General features: G+C 71.3%; 19 protein-coding genes and 1 riboswitch. Of the genes, 12 read left to right on the top strand and 7 right to left on the bottom strand.

From position 1 onward, the window contains the following. Window positions 1-4 precede the first annotated feature (4 nt). Both ASG59_RS07810 and tsaD read right to left on the bottom strand, forming a co-directional pair. On the bottom strand, window positions 5-895 hold the full coding sequence (locus tag ASG59_RS07810; RefSeq protein ID WP_056407917.1) for a GNAT family N-acetyltransferase: 891 nt from the start codon (window positions 893-895) through the stop codon (window positions 5-7). Then, the gene (gene tsaD, locus ASG59_RS07805; RefSeq protein ID WP_056407912.1) at window positions 892-1,938 is read right to left on the bottom strand and encodes a tRNA (adenosine(37)-N6)-threonylcarbamoyltransferase complex transferase subunit TsaD; all 1,047 of its coding nucleotides are present in this window, start codon (window positions 1,936-1,938) and stop codon (window positions 892-894) included. The genes ASG59_RS07810 and tsaD overlap by 4 nt, the downstream gene beginning before the upstream one ends. A gap of 166 nt (window positions 1,939-2,104) precedes the next feature. Here tsaD and ASG59_RS07800 point away from each other — a divergent pair, with 166 nt between their 5' ends. The 3 genes from ASG59_RS07800 (at window position 2,105) to ASG59_RS07790 (ending at window position 6,851) form a co-directional block, all read left to right on the top strand. Continuing rightward, a complete protein-coding gene (locus ASG59_RS07800) occupies window positions 2,105-2,824 on the top strand; it encodes a uroporphyrinogen-III synthase (RefSeq protein WP_056407908.1) in 720 nt (239 codons plus the stop codon). A 136-nt stretch (window positions 2,825-2,960) separates the two neighbouring features. Beyond that, entirely contained in the window at window positions 2,961-5,246 is a 2,286-nt protein-coding gene (locus ASG59_RS07795; protein ID WP_056407903.1) for a hypothetical protein, read from the top strand. A 111-nt stretch (window positions 5,247-5,357) separates the two neighbouring features. Next, window positions 5,358-6,851, top strand: coding sequence for a heme biosynthesis HemY N-terminal domain-containing protein (locus ASG59_RS07790; RefSeq protein ID WP_056407893.1), 1,494 nt, complete (start codon window positions 5,358-5,360; stop codon window positions 6,849-6,851). A gap of 78 nt (window positions 6,852-6,929) precedes the next feature. Here ASG59_RS07790 and ASG59_RS07785 read toward each other — a convergent pair whose 3' ends face one another. Together ASG59_RS07785 and ASG59_RS07780 are read right to left on the bottom strand one after the other, a co-directional pair. Next, window positions 6,930-7,781: a galactosyltransferase-related protein gene (locus ASG59_RS07785; RefSeq protein ID WP_056407891.1), complete on the bottom strand. Its 852-nt coding sequence runs from the start codon at window positions 7,779-7,781 to the stop codon at window positions 6,930-6,932. Then, a complete protein-coding gene (locus tag ASG59_RS07780) occupies window positions 7,778-8,527 on the bottom strand; it encodes a PIG-L family deacetylase (RefSeq protein ID WP_056407887.1) in 750 nt (249 codons plus the stop codon). The genes ASG59_RS07785 and ASG59_RS07780 overlap by 4 nt, the downstream gene beginning before the upstream one ends. Before the next feature lie 296 nt (window positions 8,528-8,823). Here ASG59_RS07780 and ASG59_RS07775 point away from each other — a divergent pair, with 296 nt between their 5' ends. From ASG59_RS07775 to ASG59_RS07755, 5 genes are all read left to right on the top strand, one after another. Further along, window positions 8,824-9,780 carry a quinoprotein relay system zinc metallohydrolase 2 gene (locus ASG59_RS07775; protein WP_056407884.1) on the top strand — a complete coding sequence of 319 codons (957 nt, stop codon included), beginning with the start codon at window positions 8,824-8,826 and terminating at the stop codon, window positions 9,778-9,780. Window positions 9,781-9,814: 34 nt separating this feature from the next. Then, entirely contained in the window at window positions 9,815-10,654 is an 840-nt protein-coding gene (locus tag ASG59_RS07770) for a quinoprotein dehydrogenase-associated SoxYZ-like carrier (protein WP_055885975.1), read from the top strand. 17 nt (window positions 10,655-10,671) lie between these two features. Beyond that, window positions 10,672-11,274: a rhodanese-like domain-containing protein gene (locus ASG59_RS07765; protein ID WP_056408108.1), complete on the top strand. Its 603-nt coding sequence runs from the start codon at window positions 10,672-10,674 to the stop codon at window positions 11,272-11,274. A 354-nt stretch (window positions 11,275-11,628) separates the two neighbouring features. Further along, window positions 11,629-12,444, top strand: a complete 816-nt coding sequence (gene panB / locus ASG59_RS07760) for a 3-methyl-2-oxobutanoate hydroxymethyltransferase (protein WP_055885971.1) — start codon at window positions 11,629-11,631, stop codon at window positions 12,442-12,444. A 41-nt stretch (window positions 12,445-12,485) separates the two neighbouring features. Then, window positions 12,486-12,558, top strand: a riboswitch (Fluoride riboswitch). 63 nt (window positions 12,559-12,621) lie between these two features. Beyond that, complete coding sequence (locus ASG59_RS07755) at window positions 12,622-13,983, top strand: voltage-gated chloride channel family protein (protein ID WP_056407881.1); 1,362 nt, start codon at window positions 12,622-12,624, stop codon at window positions 13,981-13,983. A 22-nt stretch (window positions 13,984-14,005) separates the two neighbouring features. On the opposite strand, the gene ASG59_RS07750 is transcribed toward ASG59_RS07755, so the two are convergent. Then, entirely contained in the window at window positions 14,006-15,472 is a 1,467-nt protein-coding gene (locus ASG59_RS07750) for a UbiA family prenyltransferase (protein WP_162245435.1), read from the bottom strand. A 129-nt stretch (window positions 15,473-15,601) separates the two neighbouring features. Here ASG59_RS07750 and ASG59_RS07745 point away from each other — a divergent pair, with 129 nt between their 5' ends. The 3 genes from ASG59_RS07745 (at window position 15,602) to ASG59_RS07735 (ending at window position 19,012) form a co-directional block, all read left to right on the top strand. Continuing rightward, window positions 15,602-16,855 (top strand): glycosyltransferase family 87 protein, encoded by a 1,254-nt coding sequence (locus ASG59_RS07745; RefSeq protein ID WP_156399156.1) that lies wholly within the window; start codon window positions 15,602-15,604, stop codon window positions 16,853-16,855. Next, window positions 16,852-18,207, top strand: a complete 1,356-nt coding sequence (locus ASG59_RS07740) for an FAD-binding oxidoreductase (RefSeq protein ID WP_082528668.1) — start codon at window positions 16,852-16,854, stop codon at window positions 18,205-18,207. The genes ASG59_RS07745 and ASG59_RS07740 overlap by 4 nt, the downstream gene beginning before the upstream one ends. 61 nt (window positions 18,208-18,268) lie before the next feature. Next, window positions 18,269-19,012, top strand: coding sequence for an SDR family oxidoreductase (locus ASG59_RS07735; protein ID WP_056407867.1), 744 nt, complete (start codon window positions 18,269-18,271; stop codon window positions 19,010-19,012). Between the two features lie 498 nt (window positions 19,013-19,510). Here the strand turns inward: ASG59_RS07735 and ASG59_RS07730 are convergent, their stop codons facing one another. Then, a complete protein-coding gene (locus ASG59_RS07730; RefSeq protein WP_055885958.1) occupies window positions 19,511-20,893 on the bottom strand; it encodes a 3-deoxy-7-phosphoheptulonate synthase class II in 1,383 nt (460 codons plus the stop codon). 275 nt (window positions 20,894-21,168) lie between these two features. Between ASG59_RS07730 and ASG59_RS07725 the strand changes: the two genes are divergently transcribed. Beyond that, the gene (locus ASG59_RS07725; protein WP_056407864.1) at window positions 21,169-21,432 is read left to right on the top strand and encodes a hypothetical protein; all 264 of its coding nucleotides are present in this window, start codon (window positions 21,169-21,171) and stop codon (window positions 21,430-21,432) included. A 29-nt stretch (window positions 21,433-21,461) separates the two neighbouring features. On the opposite strand, the gene ASG59_RS07720 is transcribed toward ASG59_RS07725, so the two are convergent. Further along, window positions 21,462-21,764, bottom strand: a complete 303-nt coding sequence (locus ASG59_RS07720) for an RNA polymerase sigma factor region1.1 domain-containing protein (protein ID WP_055885952.1) — start codon at window positions 21,762-21,764, stop codon at window positions 21,462-21,464. Window positions 21,765-21,769: the final 5 nt, after the last annotated feature.

Genomic DNA, 21,769 nt, shown 5'->3' with positions numbered 1-21,769 from the left:
TGGTTCATGGGCTCATGCTCCCCGCCGAAAAGTCGGCCGCCGACACGCGGTAGAGCACGTGCGGCGCCAGGCGGTCATCCGGCGGCAGGGCCGGATGGGCGAACTCGCCCGCCGGCGCCATGCCGAGCCGCTCCATCATCCGTCGCGACGGCGCGTTGCCGGCGGCCGTGAAGGCCACGGCGGCAGCGACACCGCAGCGGCCGAACAGGTCGGCGAGGGCCAGCCGCGCCGCTCGGGTGGCGAGCCCCCGGCCCCAGGCGGACCGTGCCAGCCGCCAGACGACCTCCACGACGTGGCCGGGCCGCTCGGCACCGGAAAAGGGCATCGGCCGCATGAGGCGCAGGCCGCCGACGAAACCGACGACGCCCTCGTCCGCGCAGTCGAGGACCCAAGGGCCGAAGCCGTCGGCCGCGAACCGCCGGTCGTGGGCACGGGCCTCGGCGAGGCTGTCGCCGCGCGATCGCGGGGCGGGGAAGAAGCGCATCACCTCGGCATCGGCGTTGAGGGCGGCGAAGGCGTCATCGTCGGCGGGGGACCAGCGGCGCAGGGTGAGGTCGCCCTCGTGCAGGCAGGCCGGCACGGGCTTCGTTCTCAGCTTGCCGCGAAAGCCCAGCGAGCGCCGGTTCAGGAGCGCGAGATCGGCCTTGCCCGCCAGCACGGCCTCGCCGAGGTCCACGGCGCGCGAGAGGTCGTCGGCCGGCGTGTTGGCCCAGGCCGGTGCCGCCACGAACGCCCGCCACGGTCCGCCGCAGGCGTTGTCGAGGAGGATGCGGGCGAAACAGTGATCGCGGTCCACCGGCCAGTCCGGCCGCCGGGGCGCGGCCTCGGGCAGGCGCCGCTCGACGAGGTCGCGCCAGCGCGACCGGAGGCCGGGCTCGTCATCCCCCGGGCTCACGCCGAGGCCACCGCCGCCTCGGCGAAGGGCCAGCGGGCGCGGGCCGGCGCGGTGAGGTCGTCGACGAGCCCGAGGCGCAGGCGTTCGATGCCGGCCCAGGCGATCATGGCGCCGTTGTCGCCGCAGAGGGCCAGGGGCGGTGCCACGAAGGCGAGTCCGGCCTCGCCGGCCTGGGTCGCCAGCGCCCGCCGGATCGCGCCGTTGGCGGCGACCCCCCCGGCCGCCACCAGGGCGGTGGGATGGCCGGCGACGGCCCCGAAGTCCCGCAGCGCCACCCGGAGGCGGTCGACGGTGACGTCGACCACCGCCGCCTGGAAGCTCGCGCAGAGATCGGCGATGTCGTTTTGCGCCAACGGGGCGATGCGCTCGGCCTCGATCCGCAGGGCGGTCTTGAGGCCGGACAGGGAGAAGTTGGCCTCGCGCCGTCCCAGCATCGGCCGCGGCAGGGCGAACCGCTCGGGGTCGCCGGTCTCGGCCAGTCGCTCGACTTCGGGCCCGCCGGGGTAGCCGAGGCCCAAAAGCTTGGCGACCTTGTCGAAGGCCTCGCCGATAGCGTCGTCGATGGTGGTGCCGAGGCGCACGTAGTCGCCGACCCCCCTCACCGCCACGAGCTGGGTATGGCCGCCCGAGGCGAGCAGCAGCAGGTAGGGGAAGCCGATGCCGTCGGTGAGGCGCGCGGTGAGCGCGTGCGCCTCGAGGTGGTTGACCGCCAGCAGCGGCTTGCGGGTCACGAGGACCAGGGTCTTGGCGGTGACGAGGCCGATCAGGACGCCGCCGATCAGGCCGGGTCCCGCGGCCACGGCGATGCCGTCCATCTGCGCCAGGCTGAGCCCGGCCCGGTCGAGGGCGCGCAGGATCAGCCGGTCGAGCACCTCCACATGGGCGCGGGCCGCGATCTCGGGCACGACGCCGCCATAGGCCGCGTGCTCGGCGATCTGGCTGAGGATCTCGTTGGCGAGGATGCGCCCGCGCCCGCCCTCGCCGGGGCTGACGACGGCGACCGCCGTCTCGTCGCAGGTGGTCTCGATGCCGAGGACGATCATGGATGCGTGGTGTCCGCTGCGGCTGGGTCTGGCCGGCCCCCGTTCTATCGCCCGAGCATGCCGCAGGGCAACGCAGCCGGAATCGACGCCGGTGGGTCGCCTTGCCATCGGCCGGGCGGTCGCACAGGGTCTCCCGGTCCGAGGGGTCGCACCGGGGTCGGGGAGCATGAGGGTCTGGATCGCGCGGCCGGAGCCCGGCGCGTCCCGCACGGCCGCGCGCGTCAGCGCGCTCGGGCACGATCCGCTCGTCGCGCCGGTGCTGATGCTGGCGACCACCGGCGACGCGCCGCCTGACGGGCGGTTCGACGGACTGGTGGTGACGAGCGCGAGCGCGATCCTCGCCCTGCCCGGGCCGGCCCTGCCCGGCGACGGGACGACCCCCGTCTTCTGCGTCGGCGGCCGCACCGCGCAGGCCGCCAGGGATCGCGGCTTCCGATCCGTCCTCGACGCGGGCGGGGATGCCGCCGACCTCGTGCGGCTCGTCGCGGCGACGCTGAGGCCGCCCTGCCGCCTGCTCCACCTCGCCGGAGCGGAGCGCAAGGCCGAGCCCGGCCTCTCGCTGGAGCGGGCGGGCTACGCGGTCGCGATCCACGTGTCCTACGGCATGACCGCCGCTGCCGCCCTGCCGGCCCCGGTCGCCACGGCCCTGGCGGAAGGGCAGGGTGAGCCCATCGCGGCGGCACTGCATTACTCGCGCCGGAGTGCGGAGGTGGCGCTGGCGCTGGCGATCTCTGCGGGTCGCGGGGGAGCCTTCCGGGCGCTCAAGCATTACTGCCTGTCGGCGGACGTGGCCGCGCCCCTGGTTGCGGCCGGCGGGCGCATCCATTTCATCGCGGCCCGGCCGAGCGAAGACGACCTCCTGGCAGGTTTGGCGAACGACGTTTGAGATACGGTCTCGCTCCGGCAAGCCTCGTGGTGCTAGGACGGGCAACAGAATCAAGACTGCCCGCGCCGGGCCGCGCAGCGAGGATCTCGCGCCGTGCCCGGTCGGGGAGCAGGCATCGGGAAGGGAGCAGGGTCTCGTGAAGCCACCCATCAACGATTCGAACCGGACCTCACCCGGCTCCTCGGCGCAGCAGGGGACAACCGGTGCGGGTGCGACCGGCTCTTCGTCGCGGCCCGACCCGACCGGAACGGACGCCGGCAAGACCGAAGTGGGCAAGTCGGAAGCCGGCAAGCCGGACCTGGGACGGCCCGGCCCCACGGTTTCGGGTGCCGCACCCACCGGAGCCTCGTCGCCCACCGGACCCGGCAAGGTCGAACCCGTGAAGGCCGATGGCCCGAAATCCGCGACGCAGGCCGGCCCGGCCGGCGCCTCGGGACCGACGGGAGCTTCGTCGACCGGCAGCGGCGGCCCGTCGGGGTCCACCGCCTCGCCGGTGCCCGGCGCCACGCAGAAGCCCGGTGTCCTGCCGTCGGAGCCGGCGAAGCCGGATACCAAGCCAGGTGCTTCGACATCGGCCACGGCCGATGCAGCCAAGATGGGTACGTCGAAGGCAGACGCCGCGAAGTCCGATCCCGCGAAGTCCGACCCCACCAAGCCCGACCCCACCAAGCCCGACACCTCGAAAGTGGACACCTCCAAGGCCGATGGTGCGAAACCCGATCCGGCCAAGCCGTCCGCATTCGGCACCACCGGACGTGCCGGCGGCGACGCTGCGGATGGACCGATCATCGATCTGAAGGCGCGACGCGTTCCGGACGCGGGCGATGCGACCCGGCGCGAGACCACCGACAAGACGTCTGCGACCGGACCGAAGACAGCGGCATCCGTCGCCGGTGCGACGTCGAGCGCCTCCACTCCGAGCGCCTCTACCTCGAGCGGCGCCACGTCGTCCGGGACCAAGCCGCCGTCGTCGGAGGCCGGACAGCGGACCGCGTCGGCATCCGAACCCAAGCCCGTCCCGGTTCGCAGCGGCGGCGCCGGTTTCGGCTCTATGGCGGCTGCGGGGCTGATCGGCGGCGTGATCGGGGCCGGACTGCTGTTCGGCGTCGAGCGCGCGGGCGTCCTTCCCACCGCGAACGGCGACCTCGCCGGCCGTCTGGCAGCCCTCGACCAGACGGTGGGCACGCTCGCGTCGCGCGATGCCCTGGCGAGCCTCGACAAGCGCATCGCCGGCAACGAAGCCGCGCTCAAGCCGCTGCCCGATGCGGTTCGCAATGCCGAAACCGCCGCCCGCGAAGCGCTCCAGAAGGCGAGTGCGTCGCCGACCGCTCCGGCGGCGGAGGGATCCCCGGCAACCGCTACGATCCCGCCCGAACTCACCGCGCGGATCGACGGCCTCGACCAGCGCCTCGCCGCCCTGCAGGAGGAGCCGGGCCGCGACCAGTCCGTGGATGCCAGGGCCGCGCTGACCGCACCCGGCGTGCTCCCCGAACAGGTGACCAAGCTCGACGAGCGCCTCAAGGCGGTGGAAGGCAAGATCGACGGCGTCGCCAAGGCGCCGACCGGGCAGGCGGACCTGAATGCCAGGATCACCACGCTCCAGGGCGACGTCGACAGCCGGACCAAGGCGAACGCCGAAGCCGCGCAGGCTCTCGGCCAGAAGCTCGCGGCCCTGCAGTCGAGCCTGGACGAGCGCGTGAAGGCGGCCACCGAAGCCGTCCAGTCCGTGACGGAGGCGAGCCAGAAGGCCGTGGATGCCAACAAGGCCCAGGCCGAGGAGGCCGCCAAGGCGGTGGCACGCCAGCTCCAGGCGCAATCGGACCGTCTCGCCGGCCTCGACAAGGCGGTGTCGGAACGCGCCGATGCCGGCACCGTCCAGGCGGCGTTGCGGGTCGTCTCCGCCGACAGGATCGCCACCGCGCTGTCCACGGGCGCTCCCTATGCCGACGCGCTGGCGTCGCTGCGCAACTTCGAGCCGGGCGATCCGGCCAAGCTCACCGCCGTGGCGGTGTTCGCCGACAAGGGCGCTCCCACCGCGCGCACCCTGGCGACCGAGTTCCGCGCCATCGCCGACAGGATGTCGGCCGCCCGCAAGGCCGCCCAGGCGAAGTCGGTGGCCGACACCGGCGACATCAGCCAGCGTCTGATGAGCATGGCCGGGTCGATCGTGCAGGTTCGCAAGGTCGACACGCCGGCGAGCGAGGCCGCGCAGGACACCGATCCGACCGTGGCCGTCCAGGCCGCCCTCGACCGTGGCGCCATCGCGGAAGCGGCCAAAGCCTTTGCCGCGATGCCCGAGGCGGCGAGGGCCTCAGCCGGCGATTTCGGCACCAAGCTCGCTTCCCGTGCCGCGGCCGGCGAGGCCGCCCAGGCCCTGCTGTCGGACGCCTTCAAGGGACTATCCGCGCCGTCACCCCGTTGACCCAGGCCTCACCCGGTCGTTCGCCTTGCCACAAAGGGGTGCTCGCACCCCCGGCATCCGATTTCAGCGTGGCCTGCGCCAGCGGCACCGCTCCCAGGAGTATCTGATCCCATGTGGCGTGCCCTCGCCTTCCTGGCCCTTCTCGCCCTTGCCGCCTTCGGCGCCGTCTGGATCGCCGACCGACCCGGGTCGGTCACGATCGTCTGGAACGGCTACGAGGTGGCCACCAGCCTCGCCATCGCCCTCATCGGCGTTCTCGTCGCGTCCATCGCGATCGGCTTCGTCTGGGCGATCGTGCGGGGGCTCATCACCCTGCCGGACGCCCTGGTGCGCGGCTCGCGCGACCGGCGCCGGGCCAAGGGCTTCTCGGCCCTGTCGCGCGGGATGGTCGCGGTGGGATCGGGCGATCCCCTGGCGGCCAAGCGCCATGCCGGCGATGCCGAGCGCCTGCTCGGCGCCGAGCCGCTGGCCCTCCTGTTGAAGGCCCAGGCGGCGCAGATCTCCGGTGACCGCGAGGCGGCCGAGCATGCCTTCCAGCGGATGGTCAACGATCCCGAGACGCGGGTCCTCGGCCTGCGGGGGCTGTTCGTCGAAGCGCGCCGCCGGTCGGACGAGACCGCGGCCCGGGCCTACGCCACCGAGGCCGCGCGGCTGGCGCCCAGCGTGACCTGGGCCAACGAGGCCGTCCTCGAAGCCCAATGTGCCGATGGCGACTGGGGTGCGGCCACCGAGACCGTGGAGCGTCGCGCCGCCCTCGGACTCGTCGACAGATCCGTGTCGCGGCGCCAGCGCGCCGTCCTCCTCACGGCGGCCGCCCAGACCCGGGAAGCCGGTGAGCCGGAAGCGGCGACCGAGCGGGTGCTCCAGGCCGTCAAGCTCGCGCCGGAACTGGTGCCGGCCGCGGCGCTGGCCGGGCGTCTGCTGGCACGGCGCGGCGACCTGAAGAAAGCCGCCAAGATCGTCGAGGCGGCCTGGCGTGCCAACCCGCATCCGGATCTGGCCAAGACCTACATGAACCTGCGCACCGGCGATTCGGTGCGCGACCGGATGGCCCGTGCCGAGACGCTGGCCCGGATCTCGTCGTGGGATGCGGAGGCCCGCCTCGCCATGGTCCAGGCCGCGTTCGACGCGAAGGATTTCGCCAAGGCGCGCGAGACGCTGGCGCCGCTGCTGTCCGACCAGCCGACGGTTCGCGCCTGCCTCGCCATGGCGCGGATCGAGGAGGTCGAGCACGGGCCCGCCTCCGGTCGCGCCAGGGAATGGCTGGCGCGCGCCACGCGTGCCCGCCGCGACCCCCTGTGGATCGCAGACGGGGTCGCCTCGGAGACCTGGGGTCCGGTGTCGCCGGTGACCGGCCGTCTCGACGCCTTCGTCTGGAAGACGCCCACCGACGTCCTGGCTCCTCCGTCCGGCGCGGACGAGGACGGGCTGGCGGAACTCTCCTCGTCGGCGCCCGAGGCCGCGCCGGAGCCGATCGCCGTCCCGCCCGCTTCGACCTCTCCCGCTCCCATGAAAAGCGTCGGGCCGATGGCATCCGGCACGGCGACGCCGGTGGTGCTGCCCGTACCCGGTGCCGAGCCGGGCAAGACCCACAACGCGGCCTGATCCCTACGCCCGAGGTCGGACGATCATTCCGTCTCAAGCGCTCTGACGGGCGCCGGACGGTAACGCCCGACCGGTCGGTCAGAACGGCCGATCGGTCGGCAGGCGCGCTGCCGCGATCTCCTCGGGCGTCGGCGAGCGCAGGATCGCGATGTCGTCGCCGCGCGGGGTCGACAGGCCCATTCGGGCGAAGGCATCGAGCCAGCCGTCCATCGGCCAGAGGCCGTGCCGCGCATGGAAGCGGCGGGCGTTGCGGACGATATCGCCGAAGTGCTGCAGCGGCGGGTCGTAGGCTTGGTGATATTGGTGGAATGCGCCGCCGCGAGCACTGAAGACGATCGGAACCCCTGCCGCGTCCGCCCGGAACGCGAGGTCGGTATCCTCGGCGCCGTAGCCGTCGAAACTCTCGTCGAAGCCGCCGAGTCGGTCGAACGTCTCCTTGCGCACACCGAACGCGAGGGACCAGAACAGGCCGGGATTGTCGGTACGGGCGAGGCCCGATGACGGGAAGTGTCTGACGGGATGGGTGAACCCCGCGCTACGCAGCCCCGGCTCGGTCCAACCGTCCTGGACGGCTCCGGCCGGGAGATAGCGGATCTCGCAGCAGATCAGGCCGTCGACCTCGGTGAGGTCCTCGTCGAGGCTCGCCACGAGATCCTGCGAGGGAATGCAGTCGACGTCGAGGAAGACGAGGTGCTCGGTCCGCGCCGCCCCGGCACCGGCGTTGCGGGCGCGCGCCAGGGGAAGGCCGTCGCTCGCCAGGACGATGCGGCGGACCGGGAAGCCCGGGTCGGGCAAGGGCGCGGGCGCGTCCCCCATCTCCACCACCACGCATTCGGCCGGGTGGGCTCCGCGCGACAGGCCCTCCAGCAGCCGTGCGAGGTGGTCGTCGCGTCCCTTGTTCAGGGTGACGACCGTGGCGCGGGCCCTCATGCCTCGATCCTCGGCGACAGGAGGATGAAGATCTCGAAGGGACCGCAGAACCGGTCGATCATCTCGGGCGCGAGGCGAAACCCGCTGGGGTCGTCGGCGATGAGATCGCTGGTCTGCGAGCGATGGGCGAGGATGGCCCGCCGCTTGGCGGCGGAATGGGCGCTGACGTCGAGGCGCCATCCCTGCGGAGCCGCCCCGACCTCGCGGTCGGCCGGCAGGGTCCAGCCCCAGACGGGATAGGCGTAGAGGCCGACATCGGGAAGCTGCCGCTGCGCCAGGGTGGCGATGGCCGCCGCGGCCGTGTGATCGCAATGGGGGTCGTGGGCCCAGGTGACGCAGATCGCGCCGGCATCGCAGTCGCGCGCCAGCGCCGCGATGGCATCCGCCGCCGCCTGCGCCTCCGGCCCCGTGCTCGGAACCCCGGCATCGGGCAGGCGCAGGAAGCTCACGGCCTCGCGCGGCAACCCGAGGATCGCGACGGCGTCCTGCGCCTCCGTCTCGCGCAGGGCGCGCAGGCGATCGGGCGGATGGGTCACGGAATGGGTGTGCGAACCGGCGCCGTCGCTGACGATCACCACCCGCACGTCGCGCCCCTCGCGCACCGCTTCGGCGATGAGGCCGCCGCAGCCCAGGCTCTCGTCGTCGGCGTGCGGGGCCACCACCACGAGCCCGCCATCGCCCAGGAGCGTCGGCAGGTCGCCGAAGGGCAGGGCCGTTGCGGCGGCGAGAAAGGCGGCGGCCTGCATCGGGTGGTTCGTCCTCTGATCTCTGTGATTCGTGGAGTCGCCGAAACTGCCACATCGACGAGACGGGCTGGAAGGGCGCCGCATCGGCGAATCCTGAACCGTACTGATCGGTCGATGAACGGGGCCGGAACCGCACGGCCGTGAATGCCTGGCCCGCCAGCGTGCAACGCTGCCGATGCAACACTTCGTGTGCGAGCGGACGCCCCCTTGCCCGCTCGCGGATATCCGGGTCTGGTACGCTTCAAAAATTGCGGGGGAGGACGGGATTGCCGACAGGTTCCATCGGGACGCAGCGCGTGGGACGGGACGGCCGTGCCGCGACGGGGGCCGCTTCGACCCGCCGGCAGGCCCTGTGGGCGGGCTTGTGCCTGTGCTGCCTGCCGACCCTCGGGCGGTCGGCCGAGGGTTTTTCGATGGACGAGGTCGGCCCCGGAATCTTCGTCCGGCGCGGCCCCGACACCGAGGCGACCGCCGACAACGACGATGCCATCGCCAACACCGGCTTCATCGTCGGTGACGACGCCGTCATGGTGACCGAGAGCGGCGGCAGCCTCGCGGACGGAGCCTGGCTGCGCTCGCAGATCGTCCAGCGCACGGACAAGCCGATCCGCTACGTCGTGCTCACCCACGTGCACCCCGACCATTGCTTCGGAGCCGGCGCCTTCCTGCAGGATCGCCCGACCTTCGTCGGCCACCACGCCCTGACGAGCGCGCTCGAATCGCGCGGCGAGTTCTATCGCGGGCGCCTCGTCGAGATCCTGGGCGCCGAGAAGACCGGTCCGGTCGTCCATCCGACGATGACGGTGGCCGACACCGCCGAGATCGACCTCGGCGGACGTACCCTGCGGCTCACCGCTCATGGGGTGGCGCACACCAACTGCGACCTCTCCATGCTCGACACCCGCAGCGGCATCCTGTTTCCCGCCGACCTCCTGTTCGTGACCCGCATCCCGTCCCTCGACGGCAGCCTCGTCGGCTGGCTGAAGGAGGCCGACCGCCTCAAGGCAACCGGCGCCGCCCGTGCCGTTCCGGGGCACGGGCCGACCCTCGTGGATGTCACCCCCGCCATGGCCGACCTGACCCGCTACCTGGCGACCCTGCGCGACGAGACCCGCAAGGCGGTGGCGGGGGACGTGCCAATCGAGCGGGCGGTCGCCAGCATCGGCCAGTCCGAGCGCGGGAAATGGGCGTTGTTCGACACCTATCACGGCCGCAACGTCACCCAGGCCTACAAGGAGCTTGAGTGGGAATGATGATGCACTACATCTCTCTTCGAGGAGACGAACCATGAAACATCTTGCCGCTCGCCGTCTGGCCCTCGCTATCGGCCTGTCCGTCCCGGTCCTCGCCGGCATCGCCGCCGCCGGGCCGGTCCTCGCGCTCGGGGCGGGCGACGACGATTCCGAGCGGCTCGCCCGCTGGAAGGAGATCCAGACCACGATCTTCGGCGACCGCAAGGTGGAATCGACGGACACGCTGGTGTCGATCGACGCCCCCGGCCGCGCGATGGACGCCTCCCTCGTGCCGATCACCCTGAGCATGCCGCAGAAGGACAAGATCGCGGGTCTTCACCTGGTGATCGACGACAACCCGTCGCCCTACGCGGCGAAGTTCACCTTCGGACCCGCCGCGGATCCGAGCGAGATCAAGCTGCGGGTGCGGGTGAACAACTACACCAACGTCCACGCGGTGGCCGAGACCAAGGACGGCAAGCTGATGGAGGCGGTCCGTTTCGTGAAGGCCTCCGGCGGCTGCTCGGCGCCGATGGGCATGAGCGACGAGGAGGCGATGAAGGGCATGGGCGACATGCGCATGAAGTTCGCCGGTGAGGCGAACCCCGGAAAGTCCCTGGAGGCGACCCTCATGATCCGCCACCCGAACTTCAGCGGCATGCAGATGAACCAGGTCACCCGCGACTACACGCCGGCGCGCTACATCACGAAGGTCGAGGTCAGCCGCGGGTCGTCGCGCATCTTCACCCTCGACGGCGACATCTCGATCGCCTCGAACCCGGTGATCGGGTTTTCCTTCATCCCCGAGGGCCAGGAGCCGATCCGGGTGGTGGCCGTCGACAACCAGAACGGACGGTGGGAGCACAGCTTCACGGCGCCGACGGCCAGCAACTGAACGGGATGGCGCACGCCATGTGGAAACGGCGGGGCCGGGCACTCGCGGTGCTGGCCGCATCCTTCGCCCTCATCGCGGCAGGGCCGGCCGACTCGCCCGTCAACGTGCCGGAGCCGGACGGCCTCTGGACCGGTCCGGCACGCGGCTACACGCCGGCGACCCTGCAGGGGGCCAGGGTCGTCGACCTCGACGGGCTCGACGCCCTCATCGCCAGAGACAAGCCGATCCTGATCGACGTGGCCCTGGCCGACCAGCGCCCGACGAACTTTCCCGCGGACCGGCCGTGGCTGCCGACCCACCGTTCGATCCCCGGCAGCGTCTGGATGCCGAACGCCGGTGCGGCCCCCCTCGACCCCCGCCAGGAGGCCGTCTTCCTCTCCCGCGTCGAGGCTCTGACCGGGGGCGACAGGACTCGGGCGGTGGTCACGTTCTGCCGGCCCGAATGCTGGGGAAGCTGGAACGCCGGCAAGCGCCTCCTGTCGGCCGGATACGCCAACGTCTACTGGTACCCCGACGGCATCGAGGGCTGGCAGGACAGGCATCCCACCACGGCGACGAAGCCCGATCCCGCGTGGGAGGGGAGGCCCAGGCTGGACCGGCCAGGAGAGCCGCTGCGCTGAGCCGTCCACGACCTGCGACAGGTGCGACTTTGCTCAACGACCTCAACGGGCTCCGCCGAACCGAACCGGTTGACATCCTCGCGATTATGGCGGAACAACAGCGCGCTTGAGGCAGAACGATGTCTAGGGAGCAAACGTCCGGTTGAAGGGCGCGGACGCGCGACGCCATCGCGACGTCCGCATCGGAGGCCGAGCCGGCGGGACAGGTTCGTCGGCCGGCCTCGCGGGTCCCACCCTCACGGCGTACCACCTGTGGAGATCCCGGCCATCGCGCCGGCCCTGCCGGTCGGCGACGGATGCCGAAGATGTAACGCCGCAAGACGACCGATTGCGGGACAATCGAGTGAGTGACCGATGTCGCAGCTTGTCACGTCACGGCGCCTGAGGGCCGTCGATCTGGCCGCGCGCAAGGCCGAAGGCCGCAAGATCATCGCGCTCACCGCCTACCACGCCCACACCGCCGGCATTCTCGATCCGCACTGCGATTTCATCCTGGTGGGCGATTCGCTCGGTATGGTGATGCACGGGATGGAGACCACACTGCCGGTCACCCTCGAGATGATGATCGTCCAGGCCCAGGCCGTGATGCGGGGCACCAGCCGCGCCCTCGTGGTCGTCGACATGCCTTTCGGCTCCTACGAGGCCAGCCGCGAGCAGGCCTTCATGAGCGCCGTGCGCGTGCTCAAGGAGACCGGCGCAGGGGCCATCAAGATGGAGGGCGGCGCGCGTTTCGCCGAGACCGTGTCCTTCCTCGTGGAACGCGGCGTGCCGGTGATGGGCCACATCGGCCTCACCCCCCAATCGGTGAACACCATGGGCGGCTTCAAGGTGCAGGGCCGGGGCGAGGCGGCCGAGCGCCGGTTGCGGGAGGACGCACGGGCGATCAGCGAAGCCGGCGCCTTCGCCATCGTGCTCGAGGGCATCGTCGAACCGGTGGCGCGGGCCATCGCCACCGATCCGGCCGTCACCACGGTGACCATCGGCATCGGCGCCTCGTCAAGTTGCGACGGGCAGATCCTGGTGCTGGAGGACATGCTGGGCTTGAGCGAACGGGCGCCGAAGTTCGTCAAACGATTCGGCAGCCTGCGCGACCAGATCGAGGAGGCCGTGCGCGGCTACGCCGAGGAGGTCAGGACCGGCCGCTTCCCGGCCGACGAGCATACCTATTGACGCCGGCCCCAGCCTTGACGGCCAACCGGCGGTTCGGGATGATGCACCACGGCAATGGATTCTGCCGGGCCACATGGCCGAACCGCCCTTCGGGCTGATGATTCCTACCTTTTGCGGCTTCGCAACCAAGGTAGGCCCGTGCGCGAAATCCTCCGTCGCTCCTCCTCGTTCAACGACATGAGAGCCGTCGTCCGTCGCCGGCTGCTCGACGCGCTGGCCATGGTTCGCTGGTGGATGATTCTCGCGGCGATGGCGGCGACGGTCGGATCCCTGTGCGCCGCCTTCCTCTGGAGCCTCGACGCCGCGACGAAGACGCGGTTCGATCATCCGTGGCTGCTGTTCCTGCTGCCGGTGGGCGGGTTCGCGGTCGGGTGGCTCTACCATCGCTTCGGCGCGAGCGTGGAAGGCGGCAACAACCTCATCGTCGACGAGATCCATGCGCCCAACGCCGGCGTTCCGGCGCGGATGGCGCCCCTCATCGTGCTGGGTACCCTCGTCACCCACCTGTTCGGCGGTTCGGCCGGGCGCGAGGGGACGGCCGTGCAACTCGGCGGCAGCCTCGCCGCCACCTTCGGCAGGCTGCTGGGGCTGGACCCACCCGGGATCAGGATCCTCCTGATGGCCGGGATCGCGGCGGGGTTCGGCGCCGTCTTCGGCACCCCCATCGCCGGGGCGGTCTTCGCGCTCGAAGTGCTCGCCCTCGGGCGGATCGAATACGGCGCCCTGGCGCCGTGCCTCCTGGCCGCCGTGGTCGGCGACTGGGTCTGCCAGGCCTGGGGCATCCATCACGGCGACTACCGCATCGACTACCTCGCCGGCCCGGCCAAGGCCCTGGTGGTCGAGCCCGTCCTGCTCGCCAAGGTGGTCCTGGCCGGTGTCGCCTTCGGCCTCGCCGCGCTTGTCTTCGCGGAGGCCAACCATCGCCTGTCGGGCCTGTTCAAGCGGTTCGTGCCCTACGGCCCGCTGCGTCCTTTCGTCGGCGGCCTGGCCGTGATCGGCCTCGTCTACGCGGTCGGCACCCGCGACTACCTCGGGCTCGGGGTGTCAGCCGCCGGTCCCGACGGACTCACCATCGCGAGCTTCTTTAGTCCCGATGTCCATCCCTGGAGCTGGGCCCTCAAGATATTCTTCACCGTCGTGACCCTGAGCGCGGGCTTCAAGGGCGGCGAGGTCACGCCGCTGTTCTTCATCGGCGCGGCGCTGGGCAACGCGGTGGCGGGAGGGCTCGGCGCCCCCCTCGACCTGTTCGCGGCCCTCGGCTTCGTGGCGGTGTTCGCAGGCGCTGCCAACACGCCGCTGGCATGCACGCTGATGGGCATCGAATTGTTCGGGGCCACCCACGGCGTCTATATCGCGACGGCCTGCGTCATGGCCTATCTCGCCTCGGGCCACCACGGCATCTACCTGTCGCAGCGCATCGCCGTGGCGAAGTCGGCCGGCGCGGCCTTCGCGGATGGGACCACCTTGCGCGAGGTACGCCGTTCGCCGGTGCCCGCCGTGCGTTCGTCACCGCCCGAAGGCGAACGCCCCGCTCCGTAGGCGGTCGCCTGCGGGCGAAACGTCAGAACCGCATGCAAGCGAGGCAGAAGCCGGTGAGCACGGCGAGGCCGAGGGCGAGGCTGGGGCCGTCCGTGATCGCGAATTCGACGGGATCGTCGTTCAGCGTGCCGCGCCCGCACAGAAGCCAGATCCGGCCGAGCCAGACGAAGACCGCCACCGGCGCCAGCCACAGGAACTCCGGGTTCACGTAAAAGGCCTGCCGGGTGGCGGCCTCGACGATGTAGAGCGAGACCATCAGCACCGCCGCAGCCGCGGTGGCCGTCCCGAACGCCAGCACCACCGGTCCGTCCTCGGCGACGTAGCCGCGGCCGGGAATCGCGCCGGATGGGGCGAGGTGCCGGATCTCGCCGTAGCGCTTGGCCAGCGCCAGGGACGTGAACAGGAACATCGAGAGCACGAACAGCCAGGCCGAACCGGCGACCCCGCAGAACACCACGCCGGCCACCAGCCGCGAGGTGAACAGGCCCGCCAGCGTCACCGCATCGAGCAGGGCGACACGCTTGATCCGGAAGGTGTAGGCCAGGGTCGCCGCGAGGTAGACGGACAGGATGGCGAGGCTCGCCGGGCCGCTGGCGGCGGCGAGCCCCAAGCCGAGGCCGAGGCCGGACACGATTCCGACGAGGGCCGCGGGGATCGACAGCGCCCCGGAGGCCAGCGGCCTGTGCCGCTTCGAGCGATGGGCGCGATCGTGGTCGAGGTCGTGCAGGTCGTTGAGGAGATAAGTCGCCGAGGCGACGAGCCCGAAGGCCAGGAATCCCATCGCCGCCATCAGCCAGGCGGAGGCGTCGAAGGCGCGCCCGGCCAGGACGAGGGGCAGGAAGACCAGCAGGTTCTTCGTCCATTGGTGCAGGCGGGCCGCCTTGACCCACACGCGTAAGCGGGACCGGACCGGCGGCGCCACCGCGTCGACAAGCCCCGGTTCGGCCGCCTGCCTGCCGGCGGCGCGGACCCACAAGGCGCCCTCGTCGGCGCCGGAGAACGCGACGAAGCCGCCGGGGCAGCGCGTCCTGACGGCGGCCAGGCGGGCGAGTTCGGCGATGTCGTCGCCGCGCGGCGCCACGATGACGTCGTCGGCCCAGGCCGTCGTGGCGCACAGGCGCCGCGCAAGGGCGGGGAAGGCGCTCGTCAGGATGAGGACTTCACGCCCCTCGGCATCGGCCCGGGTGGCCGCGGCCAGCATGCGCGCGTCGAAGAGGCCGGGGCCGGGGTCGACCGCGCCGCTTCGGTCGAACGCGTGGTCGAACGAACCGCGGCCCGGCAGCGCCACGGACAGGAGCGAGAGGACGCCGGACGGCCCCCCGCGCAGCGCACGGATCGCCGCCTCCGCCACGAAGGCCGGGGACAGCCCGGCACCGTCGAGATCGATCACGAGGGGGAGGGGGCGCTCGACGCGCAGCACCGGCACGGGCTCGGCCCACCCCGGCGTCGCGAAGACATCGTCGCCGAAGACCGCTGCTCGTCCACCCACGCCCGGCACTCCCGATGGAGGGACATTCGGCGGTTTTTATCGGCGATCGCGCCTAACCCTTCCTTAAACCGCCCGTGAAAGCGTCAAGGCTCGGACGAACGGCGTCACCGGCGCATTGGGCTCCCCTTCGTGATCATCACACGCTTCGCGACACCGCTGGTCACCCGCGTCCTGCTCCTGCTCATGCCGGCGGTGGTGCTGGCCAAGGCGGCCACCCTCGCCGGGCTCACACGGATCGAGAAGACGGAGCTCACCGATTTCGAGACCTTCCATATCGTCGGGCGCATGATCTGGCAGGGGCGAGCGGCGGAGGCCTATCACGCCGGGACGATGCGGGAAGTGCAGCGGGTCGTGAGCGGCAGCGACACGTTCATGCCCTGGACCTACCCGCCGCCGTTCGATCTCGTGGTGGCCGGCCTCGCGCTCCTTCCCGTGAGCCTCGCCTATCTCCTGTTCACCGGGGCGACCCTCGCGGCCTTTCTGCTCGTCCTCAAGCGCATCGCCGGCGAGGCCTTCCCGGCGGTGCTGCTGGCGATCTTCCCGGCGATCGTCGTGACCATCGGCTGCGGCCAGAACGGCTTCCTGAGCGGCACGCTGATCGGTCTTGCCGCCCTGGCCTTCGCCGGGGGGCGAGCGCTCGCCGGGCTGCCCCTCGGGTTGATGGTCGTCAAACCCCATCTGGCCGTCGCCTTCGCGCTGCATGCGGTGGCGGCCCGGCACTGGCGCTGCGTCGGGCTCGCCGCCTGCGTGGTCGCGCTCGCCTGCGCGGCCGCCACCCTCGCCCACGGCATAGCGGTCTGGCCGGCGTTCGTCTCCGCCGTCGCCGAGGCGAAGGCCTTCCTGGTCGCCGGTTACTATCCCCTGCACCGGATGATCTCGGTCTACGCGGCGCTGCGCAGCCTCGCGGTGCCGGCGGGCGTCGCACTCGCCGTCCAGGCCGGCATCGCCTTCCTCGCCCTGTCCGTGGTCGTCGCCACGATCCGGGGCCGGCGGGACACGGCGACGGCGCTGGGCGCCACGGCCCTGGCCGGCCTGTTCGTCAGCCCCTACGCCTACGATTACGACCTGACGCTCTACGGCATCTCCCTGGCCTTCCTGATGCCGGACCTGATCCGGCGTGCGAGCCCACGCGAGCAGATCGCCCTCCTCGGCTTGAGCCTCTTCACCTGCGGCTACGGCCTCCTCGCCTCGGTCTGGCACGACAGGATGGTCGGGCAGGACATTCCGTATCCCGGAACGGCGGCGTGGCCGCCGAGCCTCGCCGGTTTCGCCCTACTGGCCATCGTCGTCCTGGTCTGGCGCATCCTCAGCCGTGCGGCGGGTCCGGTAGCGGCACCGGCCCGGCTTGGCGATGGCCTGCCCCTCGCCGGCGGCTTGCGGTGACGGACCGGCCCCGCGACATTGCCGGACCACTCGGCACCCTCTCCGGGTGGGGCCGCTATCCGCGCGCCGAATCGCGCATCCTGCGGGCGGAGGCCCCCGACCGTCTGCCGGGGCTCGTGGCCGCGGGCACCGACTACGTCGCGCGTGGCAACGGGCGTGCCTACGGCGATGCCGCCATCGGCCTCCACCAGACCGTGCTGATGCGGCGCCTCGATCGCTTCCGCGGCTTCGATCCCGACAGCGGCCGCCTCACCGTGGAGGCGGGCGTGCTGCTGGCCGACATCCTCGACGTGGTCGTGCCCCGCGGCTTCTTTCCGTTCGTGGTGCCGGGGACCCGCCTCGTCACCGTGGGCGGGATGATCGCCGCCGACGTACACGGCAAGAACCACCACCGCGAAGGCGGTTTCGGCGACCATCTCGACGCGCTCACCTTGCTCCTGCCCGACGGGCGCCCGCTCCGGTGCTCGCGGGAGGACAATCCCGAACTGTTCACGGCCACCGTCGGCGGCATGGGCCTCACCGGCCTCATCGTGGACGCGACCTTTCGGCTGCGCCCGATCGAGAGCGGCTGGATTCGCCAGGAAACCGAGATCGCCACCAATCTGTCCGGCCTCGTCGCCGCGCTCGATCGCAGCGCCGAGGCGACCTATTGCGTCGCCTGGATCGACTGCCAGAGCCGGGGAGGGCACCTCGGGCGCGGCCTCGTGTTTCGCGGCGAGCATGCGTCGGCCGCCGAATGCGCGGGCCTCGCGCCGCCCCGGGCGGCCGGCCGGGCCGCCGTGCCGGTTCCCGTCGACATGCCGTCTTGGACGCTCAACCCGCTCACGGTCGGTGCCTTCAACGCGCTCTACCATCGCCGCGGCGCGGCGGCGGCGCGACGGCCGGCCTACGTGCCCTGGCGGCAGTACTTCTTCCCCCTCGACGGCCTCTCCGATTGGAACAGGCTCTATGGCCGGCGGGGCTTCGTGCAGCATCAATGCGTCATCCCGCCGGGCTCCGCCCAACCCGTCCTGGCCGAGATCCTCGAGCGCGTGGCGCGCCTGGGGAGCGCCTCACCCCTGGCCGTGCTCAAGCGGCTCGGGCCGGGCAGCGGCCTCCTGTCGTTCCCGATGGATGGCTACACCCTCGCCCTCGACCTGCCGGCCAACGCCGCCGCCCTGGCCCTCCTCGACGAGATCGACCGTCTGGTGGTCCCGGCCGGCGGACGGCTCTACCTCGCCAAGGATTCCAGGCAGACCCGCGCCACCTTCGAGGCCGGCTATCCCGGCCTCGGCGAGTTTCGACGCCTGCGGCGCACGATCGGCGCCGAGCGTCGCCTGACCTCGCATCTTTCTGCAAGGCTCGGAGTGTAGAAGGTTCGGCGTCGGGCCTCGATCCGCGCTCCTCATCATCTCCCTTGCAAGGTGCTCGACGATGGCCGGCCGCAAGACGCTCCTCCTGGTAGGCGCCACATCGGACATCGGTCGGGCGGTGGCGTCCCGTTATGCCCGCGAGGGCTGGGCGATCGTGCTCACGGCGCGCGATCCGAGCGCGGCCCGTCGCGACACCGACGATCTCAGCGTCCGCACCGGCGAGCCCGTCGCGGTCCTGCCCCTCGACGTCCTCGCCATCGATACCCTCGCCGCCTTCGTCGACGCGCTGCCGGTCCTTCCGGACACCGTGGTCTGCGTCGTCGGGGAACTCGGCGACCAGAATCGTGCCGAGGCCGACCCGGAGCATGCCGCACGGGTCATGGCCACGAATTACCTCGGGCCATCGCTGCTCCTCGGCATCCTGGCCGACCGCTTCGCGGCGCGGGGCCACGGCACGATCGTCGGGGTGAGCTCGGTGGCGGGCGACCGCGGCCGAGGATCGAACTACGTCTACGGCTCGGCCAAGGCCGGGTTCACCGCCTTCCTTTCGGGCCTGCGCAACCGGCTCGCCCGGGGGCCGGTTCGGGTCGTGACGGTCAAGCCCGGCTTCGTGCGCACGCGCATGACCCAGGCGCTGTCGCTGCCGCCGCTTCTCACCGCCGAGCCCGCGGAGGTCGGCGACGCCATCTACGCGGCGGCCGAGCGGGGCCGGGCCGACGTCGTCTACGTCCGTCCGGTCTGGCGCCTCGTGATGGCGATCATCCGCGCCATCCCGGAGCCGATCTTCAAACGCCTTCGCCTCTAGGCCGGCGCGCCGCGCTCGCCGGTCAGACAAAGAGCGACGACCTCGTTCGAGGTCCGGCTGACCGGGACCGCGCGCGTAAGAGACGCCGACGATCGCACGGGTGTCGTCCTCGATAGCCACGACGCATCGGGCCGCGCCCGCCCGTCCGGTCGACGCAGTCCGGAAGGACCTCGGCCCTCCCGCGCATCCGGCGTTCGATCCCGATGGGTCGCCGCACGCACCAGAATGACGGCCGCAGGTCTGGTCATGGCGCCGCCAGGAGCAGGGCCGTGCCTCGGCTGTCCTTCGGAACAGGCCGGGGACAGGTGCGGGCTGACCGCATCGAGGAGAGGCTCGTGTCGCCGCATCCCCGGTGAGGCGACCGGGGATGCCGTGCCGGAAATCCGCTCGACCTCATACCATTTCCGGGTGATCACTTCGTGATGCGGACATGGGCTTCGCTCAGGCGCCGCGCGGGCTCGGTGATACGGTTCCCGCTTGATTCAAGCGGGAACCGTATCACTCGGCCGCGTCGAGGCGCGGGCGCTCGACGTGGCTGCGTTCCCGCTTGACGAGTTCGGCAGTGCGGAACGCCACTTCGAGCGCCTGCTCCGCGTTGAGGCGCGGGTCGCAATAGGTGTGATAGCGATCCTGAAGGTCGTCGGCCGTCAGCGCGCGGGCGCCGCCGGTGCATTCGGTGACGTCCTTGCCGGTCATCTCCAGGTGGATGCCGCCGGCAATGGTGCCTTCGGCCCGGTGGACGTCGAAGAAGCCCTCGATCTCCTGCATCACCCGCTCGAACGGTCGCGTCTTGTAGCGGCCGGCCGAGATGGTGTTGCCGTGCATCGGATCGCAGGCCCAGACGACACTGCGGCCCTCGCGCTCCACCGCGCGGATCAGGCCGGGCAGGTGCTCGCCGACCTTGTCGGCACCGAACCGGCAGATGAGGGTGAGCCGGCCCGCCTCGTTGGCCGGGTTGAGCTGGTCGGCGAGGCGGATCAGGCCCTCGGCGGTCATCGACGGCCCGCACTTGAGGCCGACCGGGTTCTTGATGCCGCGGGCGTATTCCACATGGGCGTGATCGGGCTGGCGGGTGCGGTCCCCGATCCAGAGCATGTGGCCCGAGGTAGCGTAGTAGTCGCCGCTGGTGGAGTCGACGCGCGTCAGCGCCTCCTCGTAGCCGAGCAGCAGCGCCTCGTGGCTCGTGTAGAAATCGGTGGTTCGCACTTCCTGGTGGGTCTCGGGGTTGATCCCGATCGCCCGCATGAAGTCGAGGGCCTCCGTCATCCGCTCCGCGCAATCGGCGTAGCGCGAGGATTGCGGCGAATCCTTCACGAACCCGAGCATCCAGCGATGCGAATTCTCGAGGTTGGCGTAGCCGCCGGTGGCGAAGGCACGCAGCAGGTTGAGCGTCGCCGCCGATTGGCGATAGGCCTCCAGCTGTCGGCGCGGATCGGGCACGCGCGCTTCTTCCGTGAAGGTCAGGCCGTTGACGATGTCGCCGCGGTAGCTCGGCAGCACCACGCCATCCATCGTCTCGGTGGGCGAGGAGCGCGGCTTGGCGAACTGACCGGCGATACGGCCGACCTTCACCACCGGCGAGCCGCCGGCGAAGGTGAGCACCAGCGCCATCTGCAGGAACACGCGGAAGAAATCGCGGATGTTGTCGGCCGAATGCTCGTCGAAGCTCTCGGCGCAATCGCCGCCCTGGAGCAGGAACGCCTGGCCCGTGGAGACCCGCGCCAGGGACGCCTTGAGCTTGCGCGCCTCACCGGCGAAGACCAGGGGCGGGAAGCTCGCGAGCTGCGTCTCGACGCTCTCGAGCGCGGCGGCATCCGGATAGGCCGGCACCTGCTGGATCGGCAGCTGCCGCCACGTTTTCGGTGTCCAACGCTCGCCCATGATCGTCTCCCGTCCACCTCTCGGCCGGCTTCGCTGAAGGGGAATCTCGTGTGAGGAGCGCGGCTTATAGAGCGGTTCGCGACCGGATGCGAGCGCGAACCGCCCTTGGTCCCCCCGGATGGGTCGACCCCGACGCCCGGCGCGATCGAACGGCGGACGTGCGCCAACGCACAATCGACCGAGATAACTTGTAACGTCGAGGGATGGCGATGCGAAACACTGGATAGATGCGGCGAAACCATCGTCGCAGGCTAGAAGACGAAAGGAATATTGCCATGTTCAAGTCGATCGTCGTCGCCGCCGCTCTTGCGGTCGTTTCCACCGGCGGTGCCCTGGCCGGTTCGCGGACCCTCTCCGTCTGGGGCGCCCAGGTCGACGTCCCGTCCTCACAGGTTCAGGCGCCCGACTTCAATGCCCGTCTGAGCGAGCGCGGCGGCAGCCGGTTCATGGCGTATGGCGATCCCCGGAACGTCGAGCCTCGGACCGTCGAGACGGCGCGGGAGAACAACGGGTATCGCGACGACGAACACGCCCGCTGAGCGCGTCGGCTCCCGACCGAAGGGGCCGTTCATCCCATGGCATCGCCGTCCTCGATGGCGATGCCGAGCTCGGACAGGATCCAGAAGATCGCCTCGAGATCCTCCGCGGTGACGTCGCGCGGCGGCAGGGCCTGTTCGAGATCCTCGTAGGTCAGCCGCCGGACCTTCATGGCGTCGACCTTCAGGAGCAGCGAGTCGAGGGCGAGCCGCATGTCGTCGGAGAGGGCGTCGTGGCTGGGCAGACGCGACGCGCGCAGGGGATCGAGGGCTTCCGCCAGCAGGCGGTCGATGATCGCCTGCCGCCTCGTGTACGCATCGTCGTCTTCGGTCATGCAGC

Origin of the sequence: Methylobacterium sp. Leaf466, assembly GCF_001425565.1 — a bacterium.
Lineage (GTDB): Bacteria > Pseudomonadota > Alphaproteobacteria > Rhizobiales > Beijerinckiaceae > Methylobacterium.
This window is presented reverse-complemented; position numbering and strand designations above follow the sequence as displayed.